The following is a 20,969-nucleotide window of genomic DNA, read 5'->3' as shown; positions in this document are numbered from 1 at the left end:
AACGATCATTGATCTTCCAGCGCGAGCGTTGCTGGACGTTCCAGCCAGCCACCCGCGCCATCCGGCACCAGTTCGATCAGCTCCACGCGGTCTTCGAAGACCGCGGTGACCCGCCCGTCGCTCTGCCCCAGGTAACCGCCGGGACGCACCCGGTAGGTCACCTTGTCCGGCCCCATCACCAGCGCCACGGTGCCGGCGCCTGTTCCGATGGTGCCGACCATGTCCAGCGCGTCCAGCGGGAAGCCTTCCATCGGCTCCTTGCGCCGGTTCGGGTCTGGCCGCAGTCCCCCATTCCCCTGCTGCGGGTTGGTCCAGGCATCGGTAAACGGATCGCGCATGCCCTGCGCGGAGTATTCGAAAGTCTCGAACTGCTGCATCACCGGCAGCGGTTCCAGCGGCTGCGCCGGTCGCGCACGCTCGCTCTCGACCCACTTTTCCAGATTGGGTGCATCACCCGGCGTGCTGGTAACGCCACGACCGCAGGCGGCCAGCAGCAGCACCGTCAACACCATCCCACCACGTGCAAAGAAGGAACCGATCACTTCTTTTCCTCCTTGCCCGCTTCAGCCTTCTGCTGTTCGGCAACCTCGGCCTCATCCAGGTAACGGTAGGTCTTGACCGTGCCCGACAGTTCCAGCGCACCGGCACGGATGTTGCCGCCGGTCTTGTCCTTCGGCTTGAGGTTGATGTCGTGCATGGTCAGGATCACTACCCGCGGCAACGAGGCCACGCCGCTGACGAAGGCGCCGAACTGGTGGTAACTGCCCACCATCCGCAGCTTGATCGGCTTCTCGGCGTAGAACTCCTTGATCTGCTCCTGCTCGGGCTCGAACAGCTCGTTGGCCAGGCCGCTGGACAGCGCGGTCTGCGAGATGTCGATGATCAGGTCCGGCATTTCGGTTTTGCTGGGCAGCTGCCGCAGCATCTGCTGCAGCACCTGCTCCATCTGTGCCAGCTGCTGCTTCAACGGCTCCAGGTTGACCGCGCGTTCCTGTTCCTTGGTGAACTCGGCACGCAGCTCGGTTTCCCGCGATTCCAGGCCCGCCAGCTCCTCGCGCTTGCCGCTGATCAGCAGCATCCAGAGCACGAACATGATCACCACGGCAATCAGCGAGCAGAACACGATCTTCGCGTTCCTCGGCCAGTTGCCGATGTCGTTGAAGTCCAGATTCTTGATGTCGACTTTCCTGCTCATGCGCGATCCCCCTGCAACGGGGCGTGGAAGGCCTGCGGCGGCTGCGCCAGGCGGCTGCCCTCAGGCTTGGTGGCCGGTGCGGCCTGCGCGGGCTTGGCCGGCGCAGGCGTTGCCGCCGGTGCTGGGGCCTGTGCAGGAGCGGTCGCAGGCGTCGCTGCCGGTGCCGGTGCCGGTGTCGATCCCGGCGCCGGTGCGGCAGCAGCCGGCGCTGCGGCGTCCGGCCCGGCGCTGAGCGGTGCGACCGTCGGCGCTGCCGGCGCGGTGCCGGCCACGCTGCCATCCGGGTTCAGGCCCGGCGTGGCGCCTGCTTCCTCGCTCTGCGCAGGCAGCTTGACCTTGACCTTGAACACGTACGGCAATGCCTTGATGTCGGCCACCGGGCCGGTCGCGCGCCCGTCCTTGTCCTTCTCCGGCTCACGCGCCTCGATGATCGACAGCTCCGGATTGGTCATCCAGCCGGAGACCTCGAGGTTGCGCATGTACGCCGAGACACGGGCGTTGGACTGGGTGCGGCCCTCCAGGGTCAACACGTCGCCTTCCTGCTGCAGAGCGGTGAGCACCACGCCATCGGGAATGGTGCGGACCAGCGCATCGAACAGGTGGACCATCTGCGAACGCTTGGCCTGCAGCTGCTCGATCACCGCCTTGCGGGCCAGCAGTCGATTCTTCTGCTCGTCGAGGCGGTCGATTTCCTTGTTCTGTTCCTTGACCTTGTCGATCTCGGTCTGCAGGTAGGCATTGCGGTCATTCTGCCCGCTGACCTGCATGTCGTAGTAGAACCAGATCAACAGCGACAGCAGCAGGCCACCCAGGGCGGCCATGCCCAGCATGATGCCGAACTCGCGCTGGCGCTGCTTGCGCCGTTCGGCGCGCCAGGGCAATAGATTGATGCGTGCCATCAGTCAAAGCTCCTCAGCGCCAGACCGGTCGCGATCATCAGCGCGGGGGCGTCCTGTGCCAGCGCGTGCGCCTGCACCTTCGGCCCCAGGGTCATCTGTGCCAGCGGGTTGGCGACCACGGTCGGCACGCCCAGCTGTTCCTCGACCATCTCCGGCAGGCCTGAAAGGGCAGCACAGCCCCCAGCCAGCACGATGTGATCGACGCGGTTGAATTCGCTGCCGGCGTAGAAGAACTGCAGCAGGCGGCTGATCTGCTGGACCGTGGCTTCCTTGAACGGCTCCAGCACTTCCATCTCATAGCTTTCCGGCAGCCCGCCCTGGCGCTTGGCCAGACCGGCTTCCTCGTAGCTCAGGCCATAGCGGCGCATGATCTCGTCGGTCAGCTGCTTGCCGCCGAACACCTGTTCGCGGCTGTACAGGCTGCGGCCACCGCGCAGCACGTTGAGGGTGGTCATGGTGGCGCCGATATCGACCAGCGCAACCACGCCCTCGGCGGAAACCGGCAGCTCGTTGGCCACCAGGGCGAATGCGTTCTCGACCGCGAAGGCCTCCACATCCATCACCTTGGCCTGCAGGCCGCCCAGTTCCAGCGCGGACTGGCGCAGTTCGACGTTTTCCGAACGCGAGGCCGCCAGCAGCACCTGGACCATTTCCGGGTTGTTCGGGATCGCCCCGATCACCTCGAAGTCCAGGTTCACTTCCTCGATCGGGTACGGAATGTAGTTGACCGCTTCCAGCTCGATCTGGGCTTCCATGTCGTTCTCGTCCAGGTCGGCCGGCATCGGGATCACCTTGGTGATCACCGCCGAACCGGCCACGGCCGCAGCGGCCAGCTTGGCCTTGCTGCCGGAACGGTTCATCGCCCGGCGGATGGCCTCTCCCACGGCCTCCACTTCGACGATGTTCTTCTCCACCACCGCGTTCGGCGGCAGTGGTTCCACGGCATAGTGTTCCACACGGAAACGGTTGCCGCTGCGGGAAAGCTGCAAGAGCTTTACCGCAGTCGAACTGATGTCGACGCCAATGAGCGGCGACTGACTTTTTGGGATGAGCCCCACGGTTTCTCCCCTGCCGACGGGCACTTGGACGCAAGAGCTGCGTCCGCGCATTAATAACGTATTCTTAGCAAATGGCAACCGCCCTGCTGTGACATCCCTCACAGGATGAACACGCAGCCCCTGGCGTCCCCTTGCACTCCCCAGTGCCGGCCCCAGCCGCCACCTTGCGTAATCTATACTCTGCGACCACGAAATTCGCAATCGGAATCTGACACCGATGACCCGTCTCCGCCGCTGGCTGCGCTGGATCTTTCTTGTTGTCCTGGTCCTGGCGCTGGTCGGAGCGGCCGCCGTTGGCGGCCTGTACTACGCCGTTTCTTCCAAGCTTCCCGACGTGCAGACCCTGCGCGACGTGGAAATGCAGGAGCCGATGTACGTCTACGCTGCCGACGGCAAGCTGTTGGCGGTATTCGGTGAGACCCGGCGTACCCCCATCACCATGAAGGACGTGCCGGAGAAGCTGAAGCAGGCGTTCCTGGCCACCGAGGATGCCCGTTTCTACGAGCACGGCGGCGTGGACTACAAGGGCATCGGTCGCGCGGTGTGGCTGCTGGCCACTACCAACGACAAGCGCGTGCCCGGTGGCTCCACCATCACCCAGCAGGTGGCCCGCCAGTTCTTCCTCAGCTCCGAGTACAGCTATACCCGCAAGCTGGCCGAGATCCTGCTGGCGCGCAAGATCGAGTCCGAGCTGAGCAAGGACGAGATCTTCGAGCTGTACCTGAACAAGAGTTTCTTCGGCAACCGCGCCTACGGCGTGGCCGCCGCCGCCGAGTTCTACTACGGCAAGAAGCTGGGCGAACTGGACCTGGATGAGATGGCCTCGCTGGCCGGCATCCCCAAGTTCCCGTCCTCGGGCAACCCGATCTCCAACCCGGAGCGCGCCCGCCAGCGTCGTGACAACTATGTGCTGCAGCGCATGGCCGACCTGAAGTTCGTCAGCCAGGCCGAGGCCGATGCGGCCAAGGCCGTGCCGATGCACGCCACCGCCCACGAGCCGCCGGTGCAGGTCGATGCCCCGTACGTGGCCGAGCTGGTGCGCCAGGAAATGATCGCCCGCTTCGGCGGCGACGTGGTCAACAAGGGCTACCACGTCACCACCACGATCGATTCGACCCTGCAGACCGCCGCCAACCTGTCGGTGCGCGACGGCCTGCTGCTGTACGACCATCGCCACGGCTGGCACGGCGTGGAGAAGCAGGTACAGCTGGGCGCCGGCGATGATGCCGCGGCCCTGGCCGAGCACCTGCGCGGCATGTTCGGCCAGGCCGGCCTGCTGCCGGCGATCGTCGCCAGCACCGGCGCCGACGGCAGTGCCACCGTGGTGCTGGCCAACCGCAGCGAGATCGTGCTGCCGGCCGGTGCCGCCAAGTGGACCAACAAGAGCCCGGCCAAGCTGGTGCAGCGCGGCGACATCGTGCGCGTGCGCGCCGGTGCCAAGGAGGGCGAATGGCTGCTCGACCAGCTCCCGCGCGGCCAGTCCGCGCTGGTTTCGCTGGACGCCCACAGCGGCGCCCTGAAGGCGCTGGTCGGCGGCTTCAGCTTCTCCGGCAACAAGTTCAACCGTGCCACCCAGGCCCGTCGCCAGCCCGGCTCGAGCTTCAAGCCGTTCGTCTACGCGGCCGCTTTCGACAAGGGCTACAACCCGGCCTCGATCGTGCTCGACGCCCCGGTCGTGTTCCGCGACCGCCGCGGCAAGACCTGGGCGCCGCAGAACGACGGCGGTGGCTTCCGTGGCCCGATGCGCCTGCGCGAAGCGCTGGTGCAGTCACGCAACCTGGTCTCGGTGCGCCTGCTTGATGGCATGGGCGTGGACTACGCGCGCAAGTACATCAGCCAGTTCGGCTTTGCCGAATCCGAGCTGCCGCCGAACCTGTCGATGTCGCTGGGTACCGCCTCGCTGACCCCGCTGTCGGTGGCCCGCGGCTATGCCGTGTTCGCCAACGGCGGCTCGCGCGTGGACACCTGGCTGATCGACCAGGTCAACGACCGCGATGGCAATCTGGTGTTCAAGGAAAACCCGGCGATGGCCTGCCGCGACTGCGCCGGCAGCAGCGACCAGCCGGTGAACCAGGTCGTGGACGGCTTCAACTTCGGCGCCCCGGCACCCAAGGTCGATGCCACCGCCGCTGCCAAGCCGGAAACCAAGACCGAAACGCCGGCCGCACCGGTCAACCCGGATGCGCGTACCGCACCGCGTGCGATCGACGCCCGTACCGCCTACCAGCTGGTGTCGATGATGCGCGACGTGGTCCAGCGCGGCACCGGCGCGCAGGCCAAGGTACTCGGCCGCGAAGACGTGGGCGGCAAGACCGGCTCCACCAATGATCACCGTGACGCCTGGTTCTCCGGCTTCGGCGGCCCGTACGTGACCACCGTGTGGGTGGGCCGCGACGACTTCCGCTCGCTGGGCTACCGCGAATACGGTGGCAAGGCCGCCCTGCCGATCTGGATCGACTACATGCGCACTGCGCTGAAGGACACCCCGATCGCACAGAACGAACCGCCGAGCGGCATGGTCCAGGCCACCCTCAACGGTGCGGTGGAGTGGGTGAAGGTGGAAGACATGGATCGCCTGACCGACTACGACCTCAACCTGCAGAGCACCCCGCAGGCTGACGCGGCCGCGTTCGATATCTTCTGAAGCCAGGCTGGGTGGGGTGCCAACCGCTGGTTGGCACCATGGCCCGACGTTGCCCTGGTAGTCGCCAACCTTGGTTGGCGCCGATGCATCCGCCGGGCATGGCCCGGCGAGCGCAGCGGCACCTCTGCGAAATACCCACGCAGATGTCACACGCCTGCGCTAGTCTGTGGCCAGGTCGCAACAGGGAGTCATCGCATGCACCGCGCTCACCAGCATGCTGCCAGCCAGACCCGCGAACGGCGTCATCGCCTCGCCCACGAAGCCGCCCGGCTGATGGCCGAAGGTGGAATCCGCGACTTCCACCAGGCCAAACTCAAGGCTGCCAGCCGCCTTGGCATCCACGACGATGCTTCCCTGCCCCGCAACGTCGAGATCGAACAGGCCCTGCGCGAGTACCAGCGGCTGTTCTCCGGCCCACAGCACGGCAGCGAGCTGCAGCGGCGGCGCGAGTCCGCGTTGCGGGCGCTGGAGTTCCTGCACGGGTTTTCGCCGCGCCTGGCCGGACCGGTGCTGGACGGCACCGCCGATGCCAACAGCCCCGTGCAATTGCACCTGCACAGTGACGACCCGGAGGCCGTGCATCGCTTCCTGGACGAACATCGCATCCCCGCCGAATCGCGTACGCGGCGCCTGCGGATGGACCGTGAGCGCAATCTGGATGTACCGGTGTGGGTGTTCAGTGCCGAAGACCTGACCTTCGACCTGGCCGTCCTGCCCTACGATGCGTTGCGCCAGGCCCCGCTGTCGCCGGTGGATGAGAAACCCATGCGGCGGGCGTCGGCCACGCAGTTGCGGCAGCTTCTGGCCGAGATGGAAATCACCGCCTACATCGGCGGTTGATCATGGCAGAGCCGGGCCTGTGCCCGGCTCTGCGCCAAGAGCGGCCGAGCATGGCCCGGCGCTACGGGAAGATCAGCTGTTCCTGGGCAGGGGTTGCCAATCGTGCCAGCCACGGCACCGCCGCACGGTACGGGTACTCGGCCATCATGCGCGCATGCATCTTCTGCAGGTCATCCAGGTTCCAGGCGTGCGAATACACATCCTGGAAGTCATCGGCCCAGCCACTGCGCACGCGCGTGCGTTCGCCATCAAGGTTCGGCACCAGGTACCACGGCACCTGCAGGATCTCGGCGAGCGCCTTGTTGCGTACCGCACTCTCATGCCCCGATCGCTGCAGCTGTTCGATGCGGAAACTCACGCGGCGGCAGGGAAAGGGCATGCAGGCACCGGTAGCGTTGATGTAGTCGGCGATGTCGGCGTACATGTCCGCCTGCAGCTTCATCGCCACCGGGTCCTGCAGCGTCTGCCGGACCCGCAGCGTGCGCTGGGTGCTGCCGCGGATCTCCGCAGCACTGTAGAAGGGATCACCCGGCGTCGTACCGCCGTGGCGCACCAGCACGATGCGATGGATCGCTTCGTCGGTCAGCACTTCCACCCGCACGGCTGCAGCCTCCGGGTGGATTCGGGGCTGCGGCACGTTCACCACACGCCAGAACCCCCACACCATCAACCCCATGCAGACCATCAGCACCAGGCAGGCCAGCGTCCACGTATCCATGTCGTGGGTGAAGTAGCGGATGCGGGCGCGCCACAGGTAGTAGCGCCGATAGGTCATGAAGCGGCTCATGAAGCGATACATTGCAACCTCCTCTGCAATGGCCCCGGCGCGGCGGGGCTCGTTACGCGCACCACACCGGGGCGCCATGGCTTACCAGCCGATGCCCACACCCACGCCCATGCTGCGTTCACCGCTGTTGGTGAAGGCACCATTGAGGCTGAAGGTGGCTGAGCCCTTGTCGTTGAGTACGCGCTGGTAACCCACCGCCATGGCCGACTCGCCCTCGGCGTAGCCCACGCCCGCGCCAAGGCGGTTGTAGGTGGCCAGGCCAGCGGTGTTCATGGCCATGGCCGTCTGCGCGCTGCTCATCGCCGCCATGCGGTTGAAGCGCCTGTCCATCTTGTCCAGGCGGCGCTCGAAGTTGCTGATCGCACCATCGGTGTACTCGTTGGCGCGGGCCAGCATCTTTTCCAGCTCGGCGGTATCAACCTGCGGCGTGGGTGCGGGCGAGTCATCCTTCTTCGACTTCGGCTGCGGTGCAGGCGAAGCGCCCTCACCCGCCGAAGCGAGCTGCGGCGAACCGCTGGCTTCCGGGGTTGGCATGACCTCTTCGCTCGGTGCCGCCGACGCCGCGACCAGTGCACGCGCCTGCGACTGGCGGTCCACGCGCTGTTCCAGGCCATCGATGCGACCATTGAGCTGCTGCTGCACGGCATGCAACTGGCCACCGTTGACCGCCTCGCGGCTGCCGGCGGCGATCAGGCCGTTGGCCACGTTGGAGATGACCATGCCGTTGGCGCCGGCCAAGGTGAGCTGGGCGTTGCCGTCGCTGCGGGTGGACGGAGACTCCTGGAACACCGCGCGGAGCTGGGTTTCCACGCGATCGACGCGGGAGCCGGTGGTGACTACGGCCGAGTCGAGCGTGGCGAGGGCTTCGTTGATGGTGTTCTGGTGCTGGCCCTGGACGTTGAAGCCGGGGGTGGTGACGTTGCCGTTGGCGTCGATGCTGCCACCGAGGGTGGCGAGGGCGCCACGGAGCTGGCCGACGGTAGCGGCGTCATGCTGAGCAACGCCGTTAGCGACGTTAGTCAATCTTCGCTTGAGCGACGCATTGCCAAAGGAAACCACCCGGCTTTCTCCAGCAAATGAATATGCGCCGAGAGCGACGGAGTCCATGGCGCCCTCCGTGACAAGTGCATAACTTCCCAATGCAACGCCATTGCGCTGATCCACGCTCGAGCCTGCGCCGAGTGCGTAGCCATTTTCTGCGAAAAAACTGACATACGCCCCACGCCCCATGGCAACAGAGTTCTTACCGAGTGCGCTCGTGTAGCTGCCAACAGCCGTCCCACCTTCAGATCCCATCGAAGCCTGAGCGCCATTGCCCACAGCAACGCCGTAGATTCCTGCCTCGGCACGCTCCCTATTGACTTCCGAACCGACCGCGAACATCTCTGCGTGGCCCTCCATCTTCTCGATCTTTGAGTTTGTTGCATGCAGCTGCGATCCGTTTACCACTTCCCGGCTCTCGGCAGACAGCTTCCCATCGGATACACCTGTAAGCTTTGCCCCGCCAAAGTCGATCGCGCTGTTTGCTTTCGCAGCAGGAGCAACTCTGGGTACGTTTGCATCGAGCAGAGTTTCCAAATCACTCCTGTTGCGAGCAATGTCCTGCTTCGCCGCATACAGCTGACTCCCGGTCACCGCATCACGACTACCCGCAGCAATATGCCCATCGGCGAGATTCGACAGAACCATGCCCTGCGCACCAGCCAGGTTCAGTTGGCCGATTCCATCTGCACTGATTGATGGCGACTGTTGGAATGTCGCACGCAGCTGGCCTTCGACGCCATCTACTCGGCTATCGGATCTGAGCACTGCGCCATCGAGAACAGCTAACGCGTCACCCACATTACTCTGCGTACCACCCTGCACGTTATAGACGGGAGCTATCACGCCACCTTGGCTGCTCAACCTCGCACCACCTCCCAAGGTGGAGAGGGATTCAGACAACTGGACGATAGCAACCGCTTCGGCTTCACCAAGTCCTCGAGAAACGCCAGTCAGCCTTCGACGGATGCTGTCGTTGCCAAAAGAAACGGTGTCCGGTTCTGATGCAATCGACCCATAGCCAACTGCGACACTATTATCTGCTCCCGCGTGCACCTGACTTTCCGCGCCTAGTGCCACCCCTCGGTTCGCGTTGACAGATGTGCCAACGCCCAATGCAAATCCACCCTCTGCAATTTCAGCAACGTGCGCTGCGCGACCTATGGCGATAGAGTTCATTGCCGCCGCGCGAGAAAATGCCCCTAGCGCGACTCCACCTTCACCACCGACGGTCGCTTCGGCCGAGTCACCGATTGCAACTGCCCCCACTCCTGCGGCAGATGCTCGTTGGCTGCCACCTGTACCGATTGATACAAACTTTGCCACGCCCTCAAGTGCCGAGATCTTCTCATTGGCCGCGAATAACTGCCCACCATTCACCGCATCAGTACTGGCCGCAGAGCTGACATCCCCCGCCGCCACTCCCGATAGGCGCGCACCTTCCATGTCCACAAGCAGGCGATCGGCACTGAACTTCACCACCCCATCCAGATCCGGGTCGAAGTTGTCCACATCCGTACGAAGCTGATCGATATCGGCACGGTTGGTCGCGACCCGCCTGTCCTGCTCCACCAGAGCCTGCTCGTGTGTTGCCAGCTGCTGGTCGTGCAGTACCAGCGACTGCCCCTGCGCGGAGACAGTCTGGTTGGTGGCATGAAGCTGCTGTCCGGTCACGACATCGGTACTGGTGCCGCTCAGCACGCCGTTGGCAACGTTGTTGACACGCCGCTTCGCGCCGTCCTTGTTGGCCACATCCACCACGCTGCCAGTGTTGTCTGCGCCCAGGCGCACAGTGCCCGTGGCCGATACCTGGCTGACCAGACCACTCAACGCCGTGGCCCTGCCCAGCGCATTGTCCGCAGTAGCCTTGGCGCCGGTTGCCGCCGTCTGCGCGGCATTGGCCGCATTCTGTGCAGTCGTCACATTGGCATTGGTAGCGTTGAGCTGCTTGCCGGTCACGGCCTCGGTGCTGGAACTACTGAGCGTACCGTCGGCCAGATTGACCAGTTTGCGCTTGATGGCGCTGCTGCCGACGGAGATCTGATTGGTGTCGCTGGTCTGCGACCCGTTACCCAACGCCACCGAACCCTTGTGCTGAGCCACGGAGCGATCACCAATGGCTACAGCACTTTCGGCCGAGGCCCTGGCCAGATTGCCCGTGGCAGTTGCGAAGGCTGCACTGGCCTGTGCACCACGGCCCAGTGCCGTGGACTGGCCGGCGCTGGCCTTGCTCTGGTACCCGATGGCGGTGGCATGAATTACATCCGCCGACGCCTCATGGCCGATGGCAATGGCGCGATCACCTACCGCACTGGCCTGCAACCCTGCCGCAACAGCACCATTGCCGCTGCGTGACATGGCCCCCACCGAGACACCCGCATTGGCATTGGCAACACGGTTCCCGTCCTTGTCCACGCCGGAACGTGCGTCGTCGCCCAGTGCTACGCTTTTGCCATTGTAGCCCTTGGCATTGCGCCCGACTGCGGTGCTGATCCCATAGGTGTTGAACTCCGCAAGCGCACCGCTGCCCAGCGCCAGCGCTTCTGCGTTGAGTCGGTTGTTGACCGCATCAACGCCCGCCTTGGCTGCATTCGCCGCCGCCGCAGCGGCCGCCACCGACGCATTGGTGGCGTGCAACTGGTTGCCGGTGATCGCGTCGGTACTGCCCGCCGCAATCACGCCATCGGCGAGGTATTGGATCCTGCGCTTGTTGCTGCTGCTGCCCACCGACACCGTATTGGCGCTGGAGGTCACAGAGTTGGCACCAAGTTCAACAGAGTTTCCGTGCGTTGCCGTTGCCCCGCGGCCAAGCGCGGCCGTACCGCTGTCGCTTGTCTTGGCCTGATAGCCAATCGCTACACCGTCATGCGTGGAGCTGGCGCTCCCGCCCAGGGCGACAGCGCCCGTCCAGCCGCTGCTGCCCGCGAAGGCGCCTGCACCGATCGCGATACGCGACACGCCAGCCCCGGAAGCTGTGCGCGCTCCGCCGCCGAGTGCGAGGGTGTCTTCGCCATCGGCCGATGCCCCGACGCCCATCGCAAGCGCACGACTGCCCGCCGCCTTCGCCGCGTTGGCACTGGATGCTGCCGTTCCGGTTGCCAGCAGCCGCTGGCCCTGGCTGAGATTCAGCACCGCCTGCTGCGTGGCATAGAGCTGCCTGCCGGTCACCGCCTCGCTACTGTTGGCATCAACGGCACCGTCGGCGACGTACACGATCTTGCGCCGCATGCTGCCATTGCCAACCGATACTTGGTTGGCACCATAGTCGTTGGAATCCGCCCCCAGCACGACGGAATTGCGCCCGGCCGCGAGCGCGCCGCTTCCCAGCGCAATCGCGTTGTAACCGTACGACTTTGCATCATTGCCCACCGCTATGCTGCCCAGCTCCCAGGCAATGGCCTGGTGCCCCAGCGCGGTCGCATATTGCCCGTTCGCATTGGCCTGGTAGCCAAGGGCCGCGCCGTAACTGTTGGAGAACGCCCATACACCCACCGCGACGGCCTTGTCGCGGGCACCGGCGTACGCGCCGAGCTGGACGAAATCGCTGTAAGCCAGCGGAAGCGCGTTCGCGCGGGAAAGCGCCCGCCCGCTCGGAGCGAAGCCGGCATCTTCTTGCACAAGCACGGCGTCTGTATTGAACGGCCAGAACGCAGCGCGCAGCGCCTGTTCCGTCCACGCATCGGCATTTGTGTCGAGTGGGCCCGCTGTGGCTGCCATGACCGATGCCGGCAGCATGGCCAGCGTCAGCGCCAGTACGGGGCCACGGGATGCGTGACTGCGCGTGCCGCGGCCTGTGGCCAGTTCGCTTGCAACCACCCAGCATTGGCGGGCGGCGGACCAGAGTCGTCGATAAATCTTGTTCACGGAGTTCTCCTTAACAAACGGGACAGAAGGGACCGCTGCAGCGCACGGCCGCAGCGGCGTGATGCATTCAGAGCGCGACGTTGTGCACGTGCTCGCGATAGCCATCGCGGGTCAGCCGATAGCGCAGCTGCAGCGTGTGGCCCGGCTGCAGGGCAAATGGCAGTTCCAGCGCGCTGCCGGGGTACAGACTTCGTGAGACGTCATGCGCGGTGCAGCGCGCACCATTGCAGTCAGCGATGCTGGTGATGCCTACGCGGACCGTGCCGGTGTTGCGCAGGTGATTTCCCTCCACCTGCACATCCATCGTGGGTTGCGCGGGCAGTACATTGACCAGCGCGCCCCATACCAGGCTGACCCCGATATTGGCCTGGGCCTCCTCACCCTCGCCTGCCGGGTCCGCACGTTCGGGGCCGCGCACGCCCTCGAAGTACACGCGGTACGCCGTTTCCTTTTCGACCGGCTGCAGCGGGATGACGCGGATCAGCCGGTTGCCGCCGCCGGCCAAGGCGAACTTGCCCGGTGTGATGGCGATGGCCGCCTCATTCGGCTCCACCTCGACCTCCTGTTCACCTGCTCCTGCCGGGTCGACGATGCGCTTGATCGATGCCTGCACGTACTGCGGCTGGGTGGACTGCGAGTAGATACGTATCTGCGCGCCCTTCTTCGCGTCCACCGACGTACGCATGGGATGCACGGTCAGATTGGCGTGGGCAGGCAGCGCCATCAGCAGCGACAGCGGGAGCAGGCAGCGGACTAGAGATTTCATCGGGTACTCCATGTGGGGTTCAGGGCGTGACGGTAGGAACACGCAGTTCCACCTTGAGATCGCCGCTGTAGTAGCCGGGGCGCTTGGTGCTGACCGGCACGCGCGGTGTTTCCAGCGTCAATGGCGTAGGCACGCAGAACACCGGCTGCGTCATGCCGGGCAGCAACACCAGCCGCAGCCGTGCGCTGTCGATGCCGTGCAGCAGCTGCTCCACGCCGTTGCGCAGGGGCACTGCACTGCCGTTGTGATCCAGGGTGACGGTGTAGTCCACGCGCTGGCTGGCATCACTGCCGCCATCGACGTGCCATACCGAGTAGCCCGAGGGTCCAGGAGGTTGCGCGCCGCTGTCACGCACGGTGACGCCCAGGTAACTGCTCTGCGAACCGAGTCCGTCATACAGACACATGTCGAGCTGGGTACGGCCGCCGACGGTCTGCGCGATCGGGTCGTATTGCAGGTTCAGGCCGACGTGGGGGGTGACCTGGTCGAAAAGCGGGAAGTAGATGGAGACCGCGTTGTGGTCGGTGATGGTGAAGTCGAAGGAGAACGAGTAGTCCGCAAGGTGCTGGTGAGGCGGCATTCGTAGCGTCAGGTCCAGTACGGCTGACCAGTGACCCGCTACAAGTTGGCTCAACTGACCGGAAGTCAGTTTCATCTCGACGGATGTACCCACGCGATCAATACCCGCGCATGAGCCGGTGGTGGAAGACCATATTGGCCGGAACGGCCCGGACCAGTAGTCAAAGCTGCAGGCGAACGTAGCGTCGATACGACGGATGGCAGCGGTGACTTCCACATCCAACTCCATGCCGCTGCGGCTTTCCGTGAACTTCAGTGGGATTGTGCTAACGCCCCCTACGCTGTTCTCCAAAGTGTCATTAGTCGGGCACTTTCCGCGTTCCGAGCTGGAGTTCGAGCTGCACGTCATGAACATATGACCGTAGCCCAGCGTGCCCTGCTCTTCGTATCCAAATACAGTTTTGGATGGCCACAGTTCGATATCTCCCGGCATCGCAGAGCGATCCCAGCTCATCACGATGTCGCGGTGCTCGCTCGACGGATGCGTCTCCGGCGGCTGTTGCGCCTTCGCTCGCGGCACCAGCAACACCAACCCACACAACACCGCCATCGCCCACCACACGCGCCGGCTCACTTCGCACCTCCCGCTGCTGCGGTCTGTGGCGTGGCGGCAATCAGCGCCTGCTCCTGCAGCAACCGCGTCACCCGTGCCTGGTGGCGGATGTCGGCGGGCAGCTGGGCCACGGCCAGCGGCTCGCACTGCACGGCGCCTACCAGCATCACCACGCTGCGGCGCTCGCGCACCTGCAGCGGGCAGTGCAGCAACCGGTCGTCCTGCAGCAGGTACAGGGTCTTCTCGCGTCGTGGGAAGTCGGCCACGAAACCTCCATTGCTGCCGGTGCCGGGCACCGGCGCGTTGAGAATGCGGGCACCGCGCAGCGGTTCGCCGGCGATGTCCTGGGCGTTGCCGATGAAGGTGTAGGTCACTTCAATCGGCACCGGCATGCGCACCAGCCGGCCCGGTGGCAGGAACAACGGACGCGCGCCGCCCACACCGCTCACGCGCACGGCGGCGATGCTGTCCAGGGCGCTGGCGTCCTGCACTTCAGCGCGGTGCGACTGGTAGGCGGAAATCGGCAGCAGCCGGCGCTCGCCCAGCTTCAGTCGCTGTCGACGCAGCCCGCCCACCTGCAGCTCGGCGGCAACGCCGCTCAGGTCCAAGTCGTCGGTGTGATCCACCTGCACCGCCAGCCCCGCGTCGGCGCCAACGCCGGCGCCCCAGTACACGCCGCGCTTGCCGATGGCCAGGCCGGAACTGTGCGTGGCGCTGTACGCCACTTCGTTGCCACCCTGGTGCTGGTAGCGCGACACCGTGGCACCGGTCTGGCCGATGCGGTTCTGCAGCTGGGTACTCAGCGTGGCGCTGTAGCGCTCGTTGTTGTTGCCGCGCAGTTCGCCCGATACCTCGCGGTACTGATCCTCGTATTCCTGGCGCAGCGTCTGCCCGGCGCTGTAGTTGATGTCCGGGCGCGCATGCTGTGGTTGCCGCACGTCCACGCCATAGCGTCGCTGCGAACTGCCGCGGTCATCGTGCTGCAGGCGGTTGAGGCTGAAATTGAGGTAGATGCCGCGGTCACGGCCGTCGCGCAGCCCACCGCCGCTGGTCTGCTGCCACACGCCGATGCGGCTGGAGACACTGAACTCGCCCCAGCGCTGGCTGCGGCTGTAGCTGGCCTGCCAGGTGCGGCCGAGCTGCGGTATGCGCGTGGGCTGTGGCATCCACGGCGGCAGCAGCGGGTCAAGCCCGGCCAGCGGATCATCATCCAGCCCCGGCCGCACGGTGCCTGCACGCCAGGTCTGGCGGCGCGTATAGGCCACGTAGGCGTTGCCGCCGGCCACCGGCAGCGCCATCGAGGCGCTGAGCGAATCGGCGCAGCCCAGCCGGTCGCGCGCGTCATCCTCGAACTGGCAGGCACGGCCGCGCATGCGCTGGTGGTACACATTCCACGAAGCACGGCGACGGTAGGAAAGCTGATGCTGCTGGCCACGGCTGCCATCGCTGCCGTGCATGCCACTGAAGGTGGCGCGGACTTCCTGGGTGGCAAACACATGGCGCAGGTCCACCCGCAGTTCGCCGTAGCTGAAACCGCCCAGATCGGCGATGCCAGCGGTCATGGCCACGTTGCGCCCCATCGGCACGCGCAGGCCGCCCATGGCCGCCAGTTCGTCGTCGAAGCGGTCGCTGCGCCGCTCGTTGCGGCGGCCGCCCTGCAGGAACCACTGCACGCTGCTGTCGGTCCAGTCACCGCCCTTGTCGAACGGCGCGTCCTCGTTGCGTACCAGCACGCCGTCTTCGTAGATGCGCAGGCTGACGGTGTAGTTGCCCATCGGGAACCGGCGCGTATCGAGCTGGTTGATGCCTGCCTGCAGGTAGAAGGTCTGCAACAGGCGCTCGCCATCGAATGCATCCACACGCGCATCGCGCGCCAGCAGCACGGTGAGCGGCGTGGCCTGCACGGCGGCGGCGGAGTCCACGTAAGCCTGCGTGGTGCCCAGGCGAAGGCCCTGGAAGCGATCCATCGGCAGCATGCTGAAACTGAAGGTGCCGCCCTGCGGGCTGCTCAGGTTGCGGCGGTCCATGCGCCCGGCCTGCAGGTAGTGCTGCTGGCCCAGGTCATGGCGGTAGTAGGCGTTGTCGAGCTGGAAGCGGCGGCTGGCAAGGCCACCGCGGTAGTGCTGCTGGCTGAAGGTCCAGTCGGCGGACAGGTGCCCGCGCTGGAACACGCCCAGTGCGCCCATGCCCTGCGCGGCCAGCGCCTGGTAGCCCCGGCCACCGCTGACATTGAAGGTGTGCTGGTGCAGGAAGGCGTTCTCGGCATTGGCACTCACCTGGTGGTAGCGCTCGGCGGCTGGCTCGCCGGGGATCCATTGGCGGGCGACAAACAGGCGCACAGCGCCCTCGCCTTCGTCATACAGCGCGCGCACGGCAGTGGGCTCCTGGGGAAGATCGATGTACCCGCAACCGGCACTGGCACCGCCGTAACGGCACGCCAGATGACTGTTGCGCGGCATCGGCTTCGACAACGCCGGCAGCAGCGCCGCCTGCGCTTCGGCGGACAGCTGCAATGCCTGCAGCGCCTCGGCCGGGGTTTCCAGCTGCACGTGTTCCAGGGTCACGCGCACCGGCACCAGCCCGGTCGAGCGACCGAACAGACGGATCTCCAGGTGTTCGGTCTGGCCTTCGACCAGATCCTCGAAACCGGCGGGAACGCCGCGCGCCGCGACCAGGGGTGTGGCCAGCGACAGGGCGAGCGCGACCGCCAGCCGGGTGACGGCGGGTGCGGGAGCATTCATGGGGGATTACCGGAAGCAGCCGGCCCGGCAAGCGGGCCGGCGCGGGTGCCTTACGGGCTGGTGGTCTTCTGCTGCATGGCGATGGTGACGATGCCTTCGTAGCGGCCACCGCGGGTGATCGGCGCAGGGCTGGTCTGCGCGATACGCAGCGCCATCGGGATCGACGCACCGGGCATGGCGCCATCGAACAGATCGGTTGCGGAGAAATCCTGCGCCGCCACGGTCAGCGCCCTGCCATTGAGGCTGACGGTCAGCGGCACCGGCGCGCCGCCACCATCGGTGTTGAGCAGCTGCGGGGTGCTGCCAACACGCACTTCGATATCCTTGCTTTCATCGTTGGAGTAGATGCGCACCTGCTGCGACCAGGGCACCAGGCCGCTGACCGGGTTGTGGACCATGTTGACCACCGAATCCAGCGCAGTGCCATCGGCCTTGAGCAGGGCCAGGGTCGGATCGACGTCGGCCCAGACCTTGATGTCGGCATCGAATGCATTGGCGGACAGCGAAACGGTAGCCAGCGCTGCAGCGAGCGCGGCCTTCTTCAGGATGGAGTTCATGGTGTCTCTCTCGGACGGTGGGATATGAGGCCTCCAGTGCGGAGGCATCACCCGCCTGCGTGGGGGCGGGCGACGGAGAGAATGGTAGGTACCCCTACCCAGCGACGGCCATTCAACCATTCCTAAATGGCTGAACGTTAAGGAGATTCTTTGAAGGCGTTCAATGTTTGAGGGTTATGCAAATTTCCTCACCGGATCTTTGCAACAAACCTCATTGCACTGACCACCAAATGCATCAGGCCGCCTTGCGGCGGCCTGATGGGATGGCGGATGCGGCGCTCAGAAGAAGATCGCGTACAGGATCAACAGCGGAATCGGCACGCCCAGGAACCAGAGCAGAAGCGTTTTCATGGTAGGTCTCCTTGCATCAGATGCGGGTTACAGGTCGCGGCGACGGCCGCCCCAGGTGGCGCTGAGGCTGGCAAAGAACGCGCCGATCAGCAGGGTGATGAACAGCCACAGTGCGGCATAGGCCGTGGCCTTGCGCGCGTCGTCGGCAGCTTGCTTGGCAGTGTTCTTGGCCGTTTCCAGCGCAGCACGCATGCGGGTCTGCACGTCGGTCACACGGGCCTGCGCTTCAGCTTGGCTCATTCCCGTCTCGCGTGCGATCAGCTGCGACAGGTACTGGGTATCGGCCGGGTCCAGGCCATCGCCCTGCAGACTGTTGACGATGATGCGGTTCACTTCGGCACGGACTTCGCGGCGGTCGCCCATCGGGCCATTGCCCGGCATCGGGCGCGGCGGCGGCGGGGCCGTACGGGCGTCACGTGGGCCAACGCTGGCGGCGGCCGGCGGCGGCGGCGGTGCGGCAGGGTCCATCGGTCTGGTACCCGGCGCTGCGCCCGCTGCCGGCGCAACCGGAGGTGCACCGGCAGCGTCCGGGCCCGCCGTGGTGGCCCCGCGGAACAGCGAATCCACCCAGTAGTTGAGGTCGCTCTCCGGTGCGCCTGCAGCAGCGCTGCCAGCTCCGGCCACGGCGGCACCGGCAGTGGTGGCGGCTGCGCCTGCGGTCGCGCCGGCCACCTTTGCGCCGGCGCCCAGCACGCCACCGATGGCCGAGGTCAACAGGCCAGCAGTGAGCAGGGTCGCCACAGCCCAGGACACGAAGCCGTGCGCGGTGTCGCGGAAGTAGGTTTCATCACCGTGCAGCTGCGTCCACTTGGTGCGCAGGCGACCTGCCAGGTAGCCGCCAAGACCGGAAGCGGCCAGCGCGGTAAAGGTCAGCCACGCGACGCTGGTCCAGCCGAAGGTTTCCTTGGACACCCCTTCGAACGACCAGGGCGAAACCGAGGACAAGCCGAGGCCAACACCCAGGATCAGCAGGATCAGCGACAGTGCGGCGGCCGCAACGGCGCCGGCGAAAATGGCGCCCCAGGACACCGCGCTTTCGCTGGGCGGTGGCACGATGGGAGTGGCCACCACGGTGGCGATGTCAGGACCGAGTGGATCGCGCTCGGGCAGGTCGAAACGGGTACTCATGGGTTGGACGCTCCGTATCAGTGCTGCAGGTGCAGCTGGCGTCCTGAGGCTGCGCGAGCGCTTGTGAAGCTGGTGAGACCCTTGAATCACGCGGTCTTGCCGCAGCGAACATCGTGCCAAGCGCCCGGGCGCAGGAGATCCACGCCACGCGTGGATGGGAAAGCGTGCCAACCAAGGTTGGCACCCACCGAAGCCGGAGCGCAGCAGATCCACGCCACGCGTGGATGATGTTCCGCGGACACCCAAATCGTGCCAACCAAGGTTGGCACCCACCGAAGCCGGAGCGCAGTAGATCCACGCCATGCGTGGATGATGTTTCGTGGACACCCAAATCGTGCCAACCAAGGTTGGCACCCACCGAAGCCGGAGCGCAGTAGATCCACGCCATGCGTGGATGATGTTTCGCGGGCGCCCAAATCGTGCCAACCAAGGTTGGCACCCACCGAAGCCGGAGCGCAGTAGGTCCACGCCATGCGTGGATGATGTTTCGCGGACACCCAAATCGTGCCAACCAAGGTTGGCACCCACCGGAGCCGGGGCGCAGTAGATCCACGCCATGCGTGGATGATGTTCCGCGGACGCCGAGAGCTTGCCAACCAAGGTTGGCATCTACCAAAAGCGAAGCAAAAAAAACGCCCCGCGATCGCGGGGCGTTTTCAGCACAACCTACCGCAGGCGATCAGCCCTGGTAGTCGCGCACGTCGTGGCCGGTGTAGACCTGGCGCGGACGGCCGATCTTCATTTCCGGGTCGACCTGCTGTTCCAGCCAATGCGAGACCCAGCCGGAGGTACGGCCCAGGGCGAACATGACGGTGAACATCTCGGTCGGGATCTGCAGCGCCTTGTAGATGATGCCGCTGTAGAAATCGACGTTGGGGTACAGCTTGCGCGCGACGAAGTACTCGTCCTGCAGCGCGGCCTGTTCCAGCTTCACGGCCACGTCCAGCAGCGGATCCTGCACGCCCAGCTGCTTGAGCACCTTGCCGGTCATCTCGCCGATGACCTTGGCGCGCGGATCGAAGTTCTTGTACACGCGGTGGCCGAAGCCCATCAGGCGGAAGCCGGAGGTCTTGTCCTTGGCCTTCAGCACGGCCGATTCGACGTTGTCGGCCGAACCGATCTCTTCCAGCATCTTCAGCACGGCTTCGTTGGCACCGCCGTGGGCCGGACCCCACAGCGCGGTGACGCCAGCGGCGACCGACGCATACGGGTTTGCACCGGTCGAACCAACCATACGCACGGTCGAGGTCGACGCGTTCTGCTCGTGGTCGGCGTGCAGGATGAACAGCAGGTCCAGTGCCTTGACCACGTCCTGGTTCAGCTCGTACTTGCCGTCAGCCGACTCGAAGGTCTGCTTCAGGAAGCGGCTGACGTAGTCCAGCGAGGTATCCGGCTTGTTGGCCGGCAGGCCCTTGCCGTGGCGGTAGATCAGCGCCGACAGGGTCGGCACCTTGGCGATCAGGCGCACGGCAGCCTGGCGGCGCTGTTCGGCGTCGGACAGGTCCAGCGAGGCGTGATAGATGCCCGACAGCTGCGCGATGCCGGCGGTCAGGATCGCCATCGGGTGGGCATCCTTGGCGAAGCTGCCGATCAGGGTGTTGATCGACTCATCGACGTTGGCTTCGGCAGCCAGCTCGTCGGTGAAGGCCTTCAGCTGCTCGGCGCTCGGGCGCTCGCCGTTGATCAGCAGGTAGGCCACTTCGACGTAGCTCGACTTCTCCGACAGCTGCTCGATCGGGTAGCCGCGATACAGCAGCACGCCCTTGTCGCCGTCGATATAGGTGATGGCGGACTTGCAGCTGGCCGTCGCGGTGAAACCGGAATCGTAGGTGAAATACCCCGTTTCCTTGGTCAGCTTCGCGATGTCGACGCAGTCGTTGCCGAGGGTGGGTTTGATGACGGGCAGAACGACCGACTTATCGCCGGCGTTGAGCGTGACCTGATCAAGATCGGACACTGTGTGCGC

Annotated in this window: 14 protein-coding genes; 2 read left to right on the top strand and 12 right to left on the bottom strand. The window is 65.5% G+C overall.

The annotated features are described in order from the left end of the window. Positions 1-5 precede the first annotated feature (5 nt). Genes TEP_RS03745 through TEP_RS03730 form a run of 4 tightly spaced genes read right to left on the bottom strand, consistent with a single transcriptional unit; the run spans position 6 to position 3,152 of the window. Positions 6-512 carry a pilus assembly protein PilP gene (locus TEP_RS03745; RefSeq protein WP_132826444.1) on the bottom strand — a complete coding sequence of 169 codons (507 nt, stop codon included), beginning with the start codon at positions 510-512 and terminating at the stop codon, positions 6-8. Positions 513-538: 26 nt separating this feature from the next. Further along, positions 539-1,195, bottom strand: coding sequence for a type 4a pilus biogenesis protein PilO (gene pilO, locus TEP_RS03740; protein ID WP_132824315.1), 657 nt, complete (start codon positions 1,193-1,195; stop codon positions 539-541). Further along, positions 1,192-2,094: a PilN domain-containing protein gene (locus TEP_RS03735; protein ID WP_132824314.1), complete on the bottom strand. Its 903-nt coding sequence runs from the start codon at positions 2,092-2,094 to the stop codon at positions 1,192-1,194. Before TEP_RS03735 ends, pilO begins: the two co-directional genes overlap by 4 nt. After that, positions 2,094-3,152, bottom strand: coding sequence for a pilus assembly protein PilM (locus TEP_RS03730; protein WP_132824313.1), 1,059 nt, complete (start codon positions 3,150-3,152; stop codon positions 2,094-2,096). Before TEP_RS03730 ends, TEP_RS03735 begins: the two co-directional genes overlap by 1 nt. Positions 3,153-3,369: 217 nt before the next feature. On the opposite strand from TEP_RS03730, the gene TEP_RS03725 reads away from it, so the two are divergent. Continuing rightward, a complete protein-coding gene (locus TEP_RS03725) occupies positions 3,370-5,796 on the top strand; it encodes a penicillin-binding protein 1A (protein WP_132824312.1) in 2,427 nt (808 codons plus the stop codon). A gap of 195 nt (positions 5,797-5,991) precedes the next feature. Further along, positions 5,992-6,636, top strand: coding sequence for a hypothetical protein (locus TEP_RS03720; protein WP_033831892.1), 645 nt, complete (start codon positions 5,992-5,994; stop codon positions 6,634-6,636). Positions 6,637-6,697: 61 nt separating this feature from the next. Here the strand turns inward: TEP_RS03720 and TEP_RS03715 are convergent, their stop codons facing one another. The 8 genes from TEP_RS03715 to TEP_RS03680 all read right to left on the bottom strand — a co-directional run bounded on the left by TEP_RS03715 (position 6,698) and on the right by TEP_RS03680 (position 20,960). Further along, positions 6,698-7,435, bottom strand: coding sequence for a hypothetical protein (locus tag TEP_RS03715; RefSeq protein WP_132824311.1), 738 nt, complete (start codon positions 7,433-7,435; stop codon positions 6,698-6,700). Positions 7,436-7,504: 69 nt separating this feature from the next. Next, positions 7,505-12,328 carry an ESPR-type extended signal peptide-containing protein gene (locus TEP_RS03710; protein ID WP_165933887.1) on the bottom strand — a complete coding sequence of 1,608 codons (4,824 nt, stop codon included), beginning with the start codon at positions 12,326-12,328 and terminating at the stop codon, positions 7,505-7,507. Positions 12,329-12,395: 67 nt separating this feature from the next. Further along, a complete protein-coding gene (locus tag TEP_RS03705) occupies positions 12,396-13,094 on the bottom strand; it encodes a pilus assembly protein (protein ID WP_132824309.1) in 699 nt (232 codons plus the stop codon). 19 nt (positions 13,095-13,113) lie between these two features. After that, positions 13,114-14,247, bottom strand: coding sequence for a CfaE/CblD family pilus tip adhesin (locus TEP_RS03700; protein ID WP_240790625.1), 1,134 nt, complete (start codon positions 14,245-14,247; stop codon positions 13,114-13,116). Continuing rightward, positions 14,244-16,967 (bottom strand): TcfC E-set like domain-containing protein, encoded by a 2,724-nt coding sequence (locus TEP_RS03695; protein WP_132824308.1) that lies wholly within the window; start codon positions 16,965-16,967, stop codon positions 14,244-14,246. The genes TEP_RS03700 and TEP_RS03695 overlap by 4 nt, the downstream gene beginning before the upstream one ends. A 50-nt stretch (positions 16,968-17,017) precedes the next feature. Then, positions 17,018-17,524, bottom strand: a complete 507-nt coding sequence (locus TEP_RS03690) for a CS1 type fimbrial major subunit (protein WP_107380324.1) — start codon at positions 17,522-17,524, stop codon at positions 17,018-17,020. 378 nt (positions 17,525-17,902) lie between these two features. Then, positions 17,903-19,003, bottom strand: a complete 1,101-nt coding sequence (locus TEP_RS03685) for a hypothetical protein (RefSeq protein ID WP_132824307.1) — start codon at positions 19,001-19,003, stop codon at positions 17,903-17,905. Positions 19,004-19,682: 679 nt separating this feature from the next. Beyond that, complete coding sequence (locus tag TEP_RS03680; protein WP_132824306.1) at positions 19,683-20,960, bottom strand: citrate synthase; 1,278 nt, start codon at positions 20,958-20,960, stop codon at positions 19,683-19,685. Between the last annotated feature and the right edge of the window lie 9 nt (positions 20,961-20,969).

Source organism: Stenotrophomonas sp. TEPEL (genome assembly GCF_004348785.1).
GTDB classification, from domain to species: Bacteria; Pseudomonadota; Gammaproteobacteria; order Xanthomonadales; family Xanthomonadaceae; genus Stenotrophomonas; species Stenotrophomonas indicatrix.
Note: the sequence above shows the minus strand (reverse complement) of the source record. Positions and strands in the feature narration are given on the sequence as shown.

What these genes read in the sequence shown, in the direction of transcription:
- TEP_RS03690 (WP_107380324.1), bottom strand. Translation starts at nt 17,524, where the DNA reads ATGAACTCCATCCTGAAGAAGGCCGCGCTCGCTGCAGCGCTGGCTACC.
- TEP_RS03745 (WP_132826444.1), bottom strand. Translation starts at nt 512, where the DNA reads ATGGTGTTGACGGTGCTGCTGCTGGCCGCCTGCGGTCGTGGCGTTACC.
- TEP_RS03685 (WP_132824307.1), bottom strand. Translation starts at nt 19,003, where the DNA reads ATGAGTACCCGTTTCGACCTGCCCGAGCGCGATCCACTCGGTCCTGAC.
- TEP_RS03715 (WP_132824311.1), bottom strand. Translation starts at nt 7,435, where the DNA reads ATGTATCGCTTCATGAGCCGCTTCATGACCTATCGGCGCTACTACCTG.
- pilO (WP_132824315.1), bottom strand. Translation starts at nt 1,195, where the DNA reads ATGAGCAGGAAAGTCGACATCAAGAATCTGGACTTCAACGACATCGGC.
- TEP_RS03725 (WP_132824312.1), top strand. Translation starts at nt 3,370, where the DNA reads ATGACCCGTCTCCGCCGCTGGCTGCGCTGGATCTTTCTTGTTGTCCTG.
- TEP_RS03695 (WP_132824308.1), bottom strand. Translation starts at nt 16,967, where the DNA reads ATGAATGCTCCCGCACCCGCCGTCACCCGGCTGGCGGTCGCGCTCGCC.
- TEP_RS03720 (WP_033831892.1), top strand. Translation starts at nt 5,992, where the DNA reads ATGCACCGCGCTCACCAGCATGCTGCCAGCCAGACCCGCGAACGGCGT.
- TEP_RS03735 (WP_132824314.1), bottom strand. Translation starts at nt 2,094, where the DNA reads ATGGCACGCATCAATCTATTGCCCTGGCGCGCCGAACGGCGCAAGCAG.
- TEP_RS03705 (WP_132824309.1), bottom strand. Translation starts at nt 13,094, where the DNA reads ATGAAATCTCTAGTCCGCTGCCTGCTCCCGCTGTCGCTGCTGATGGCG.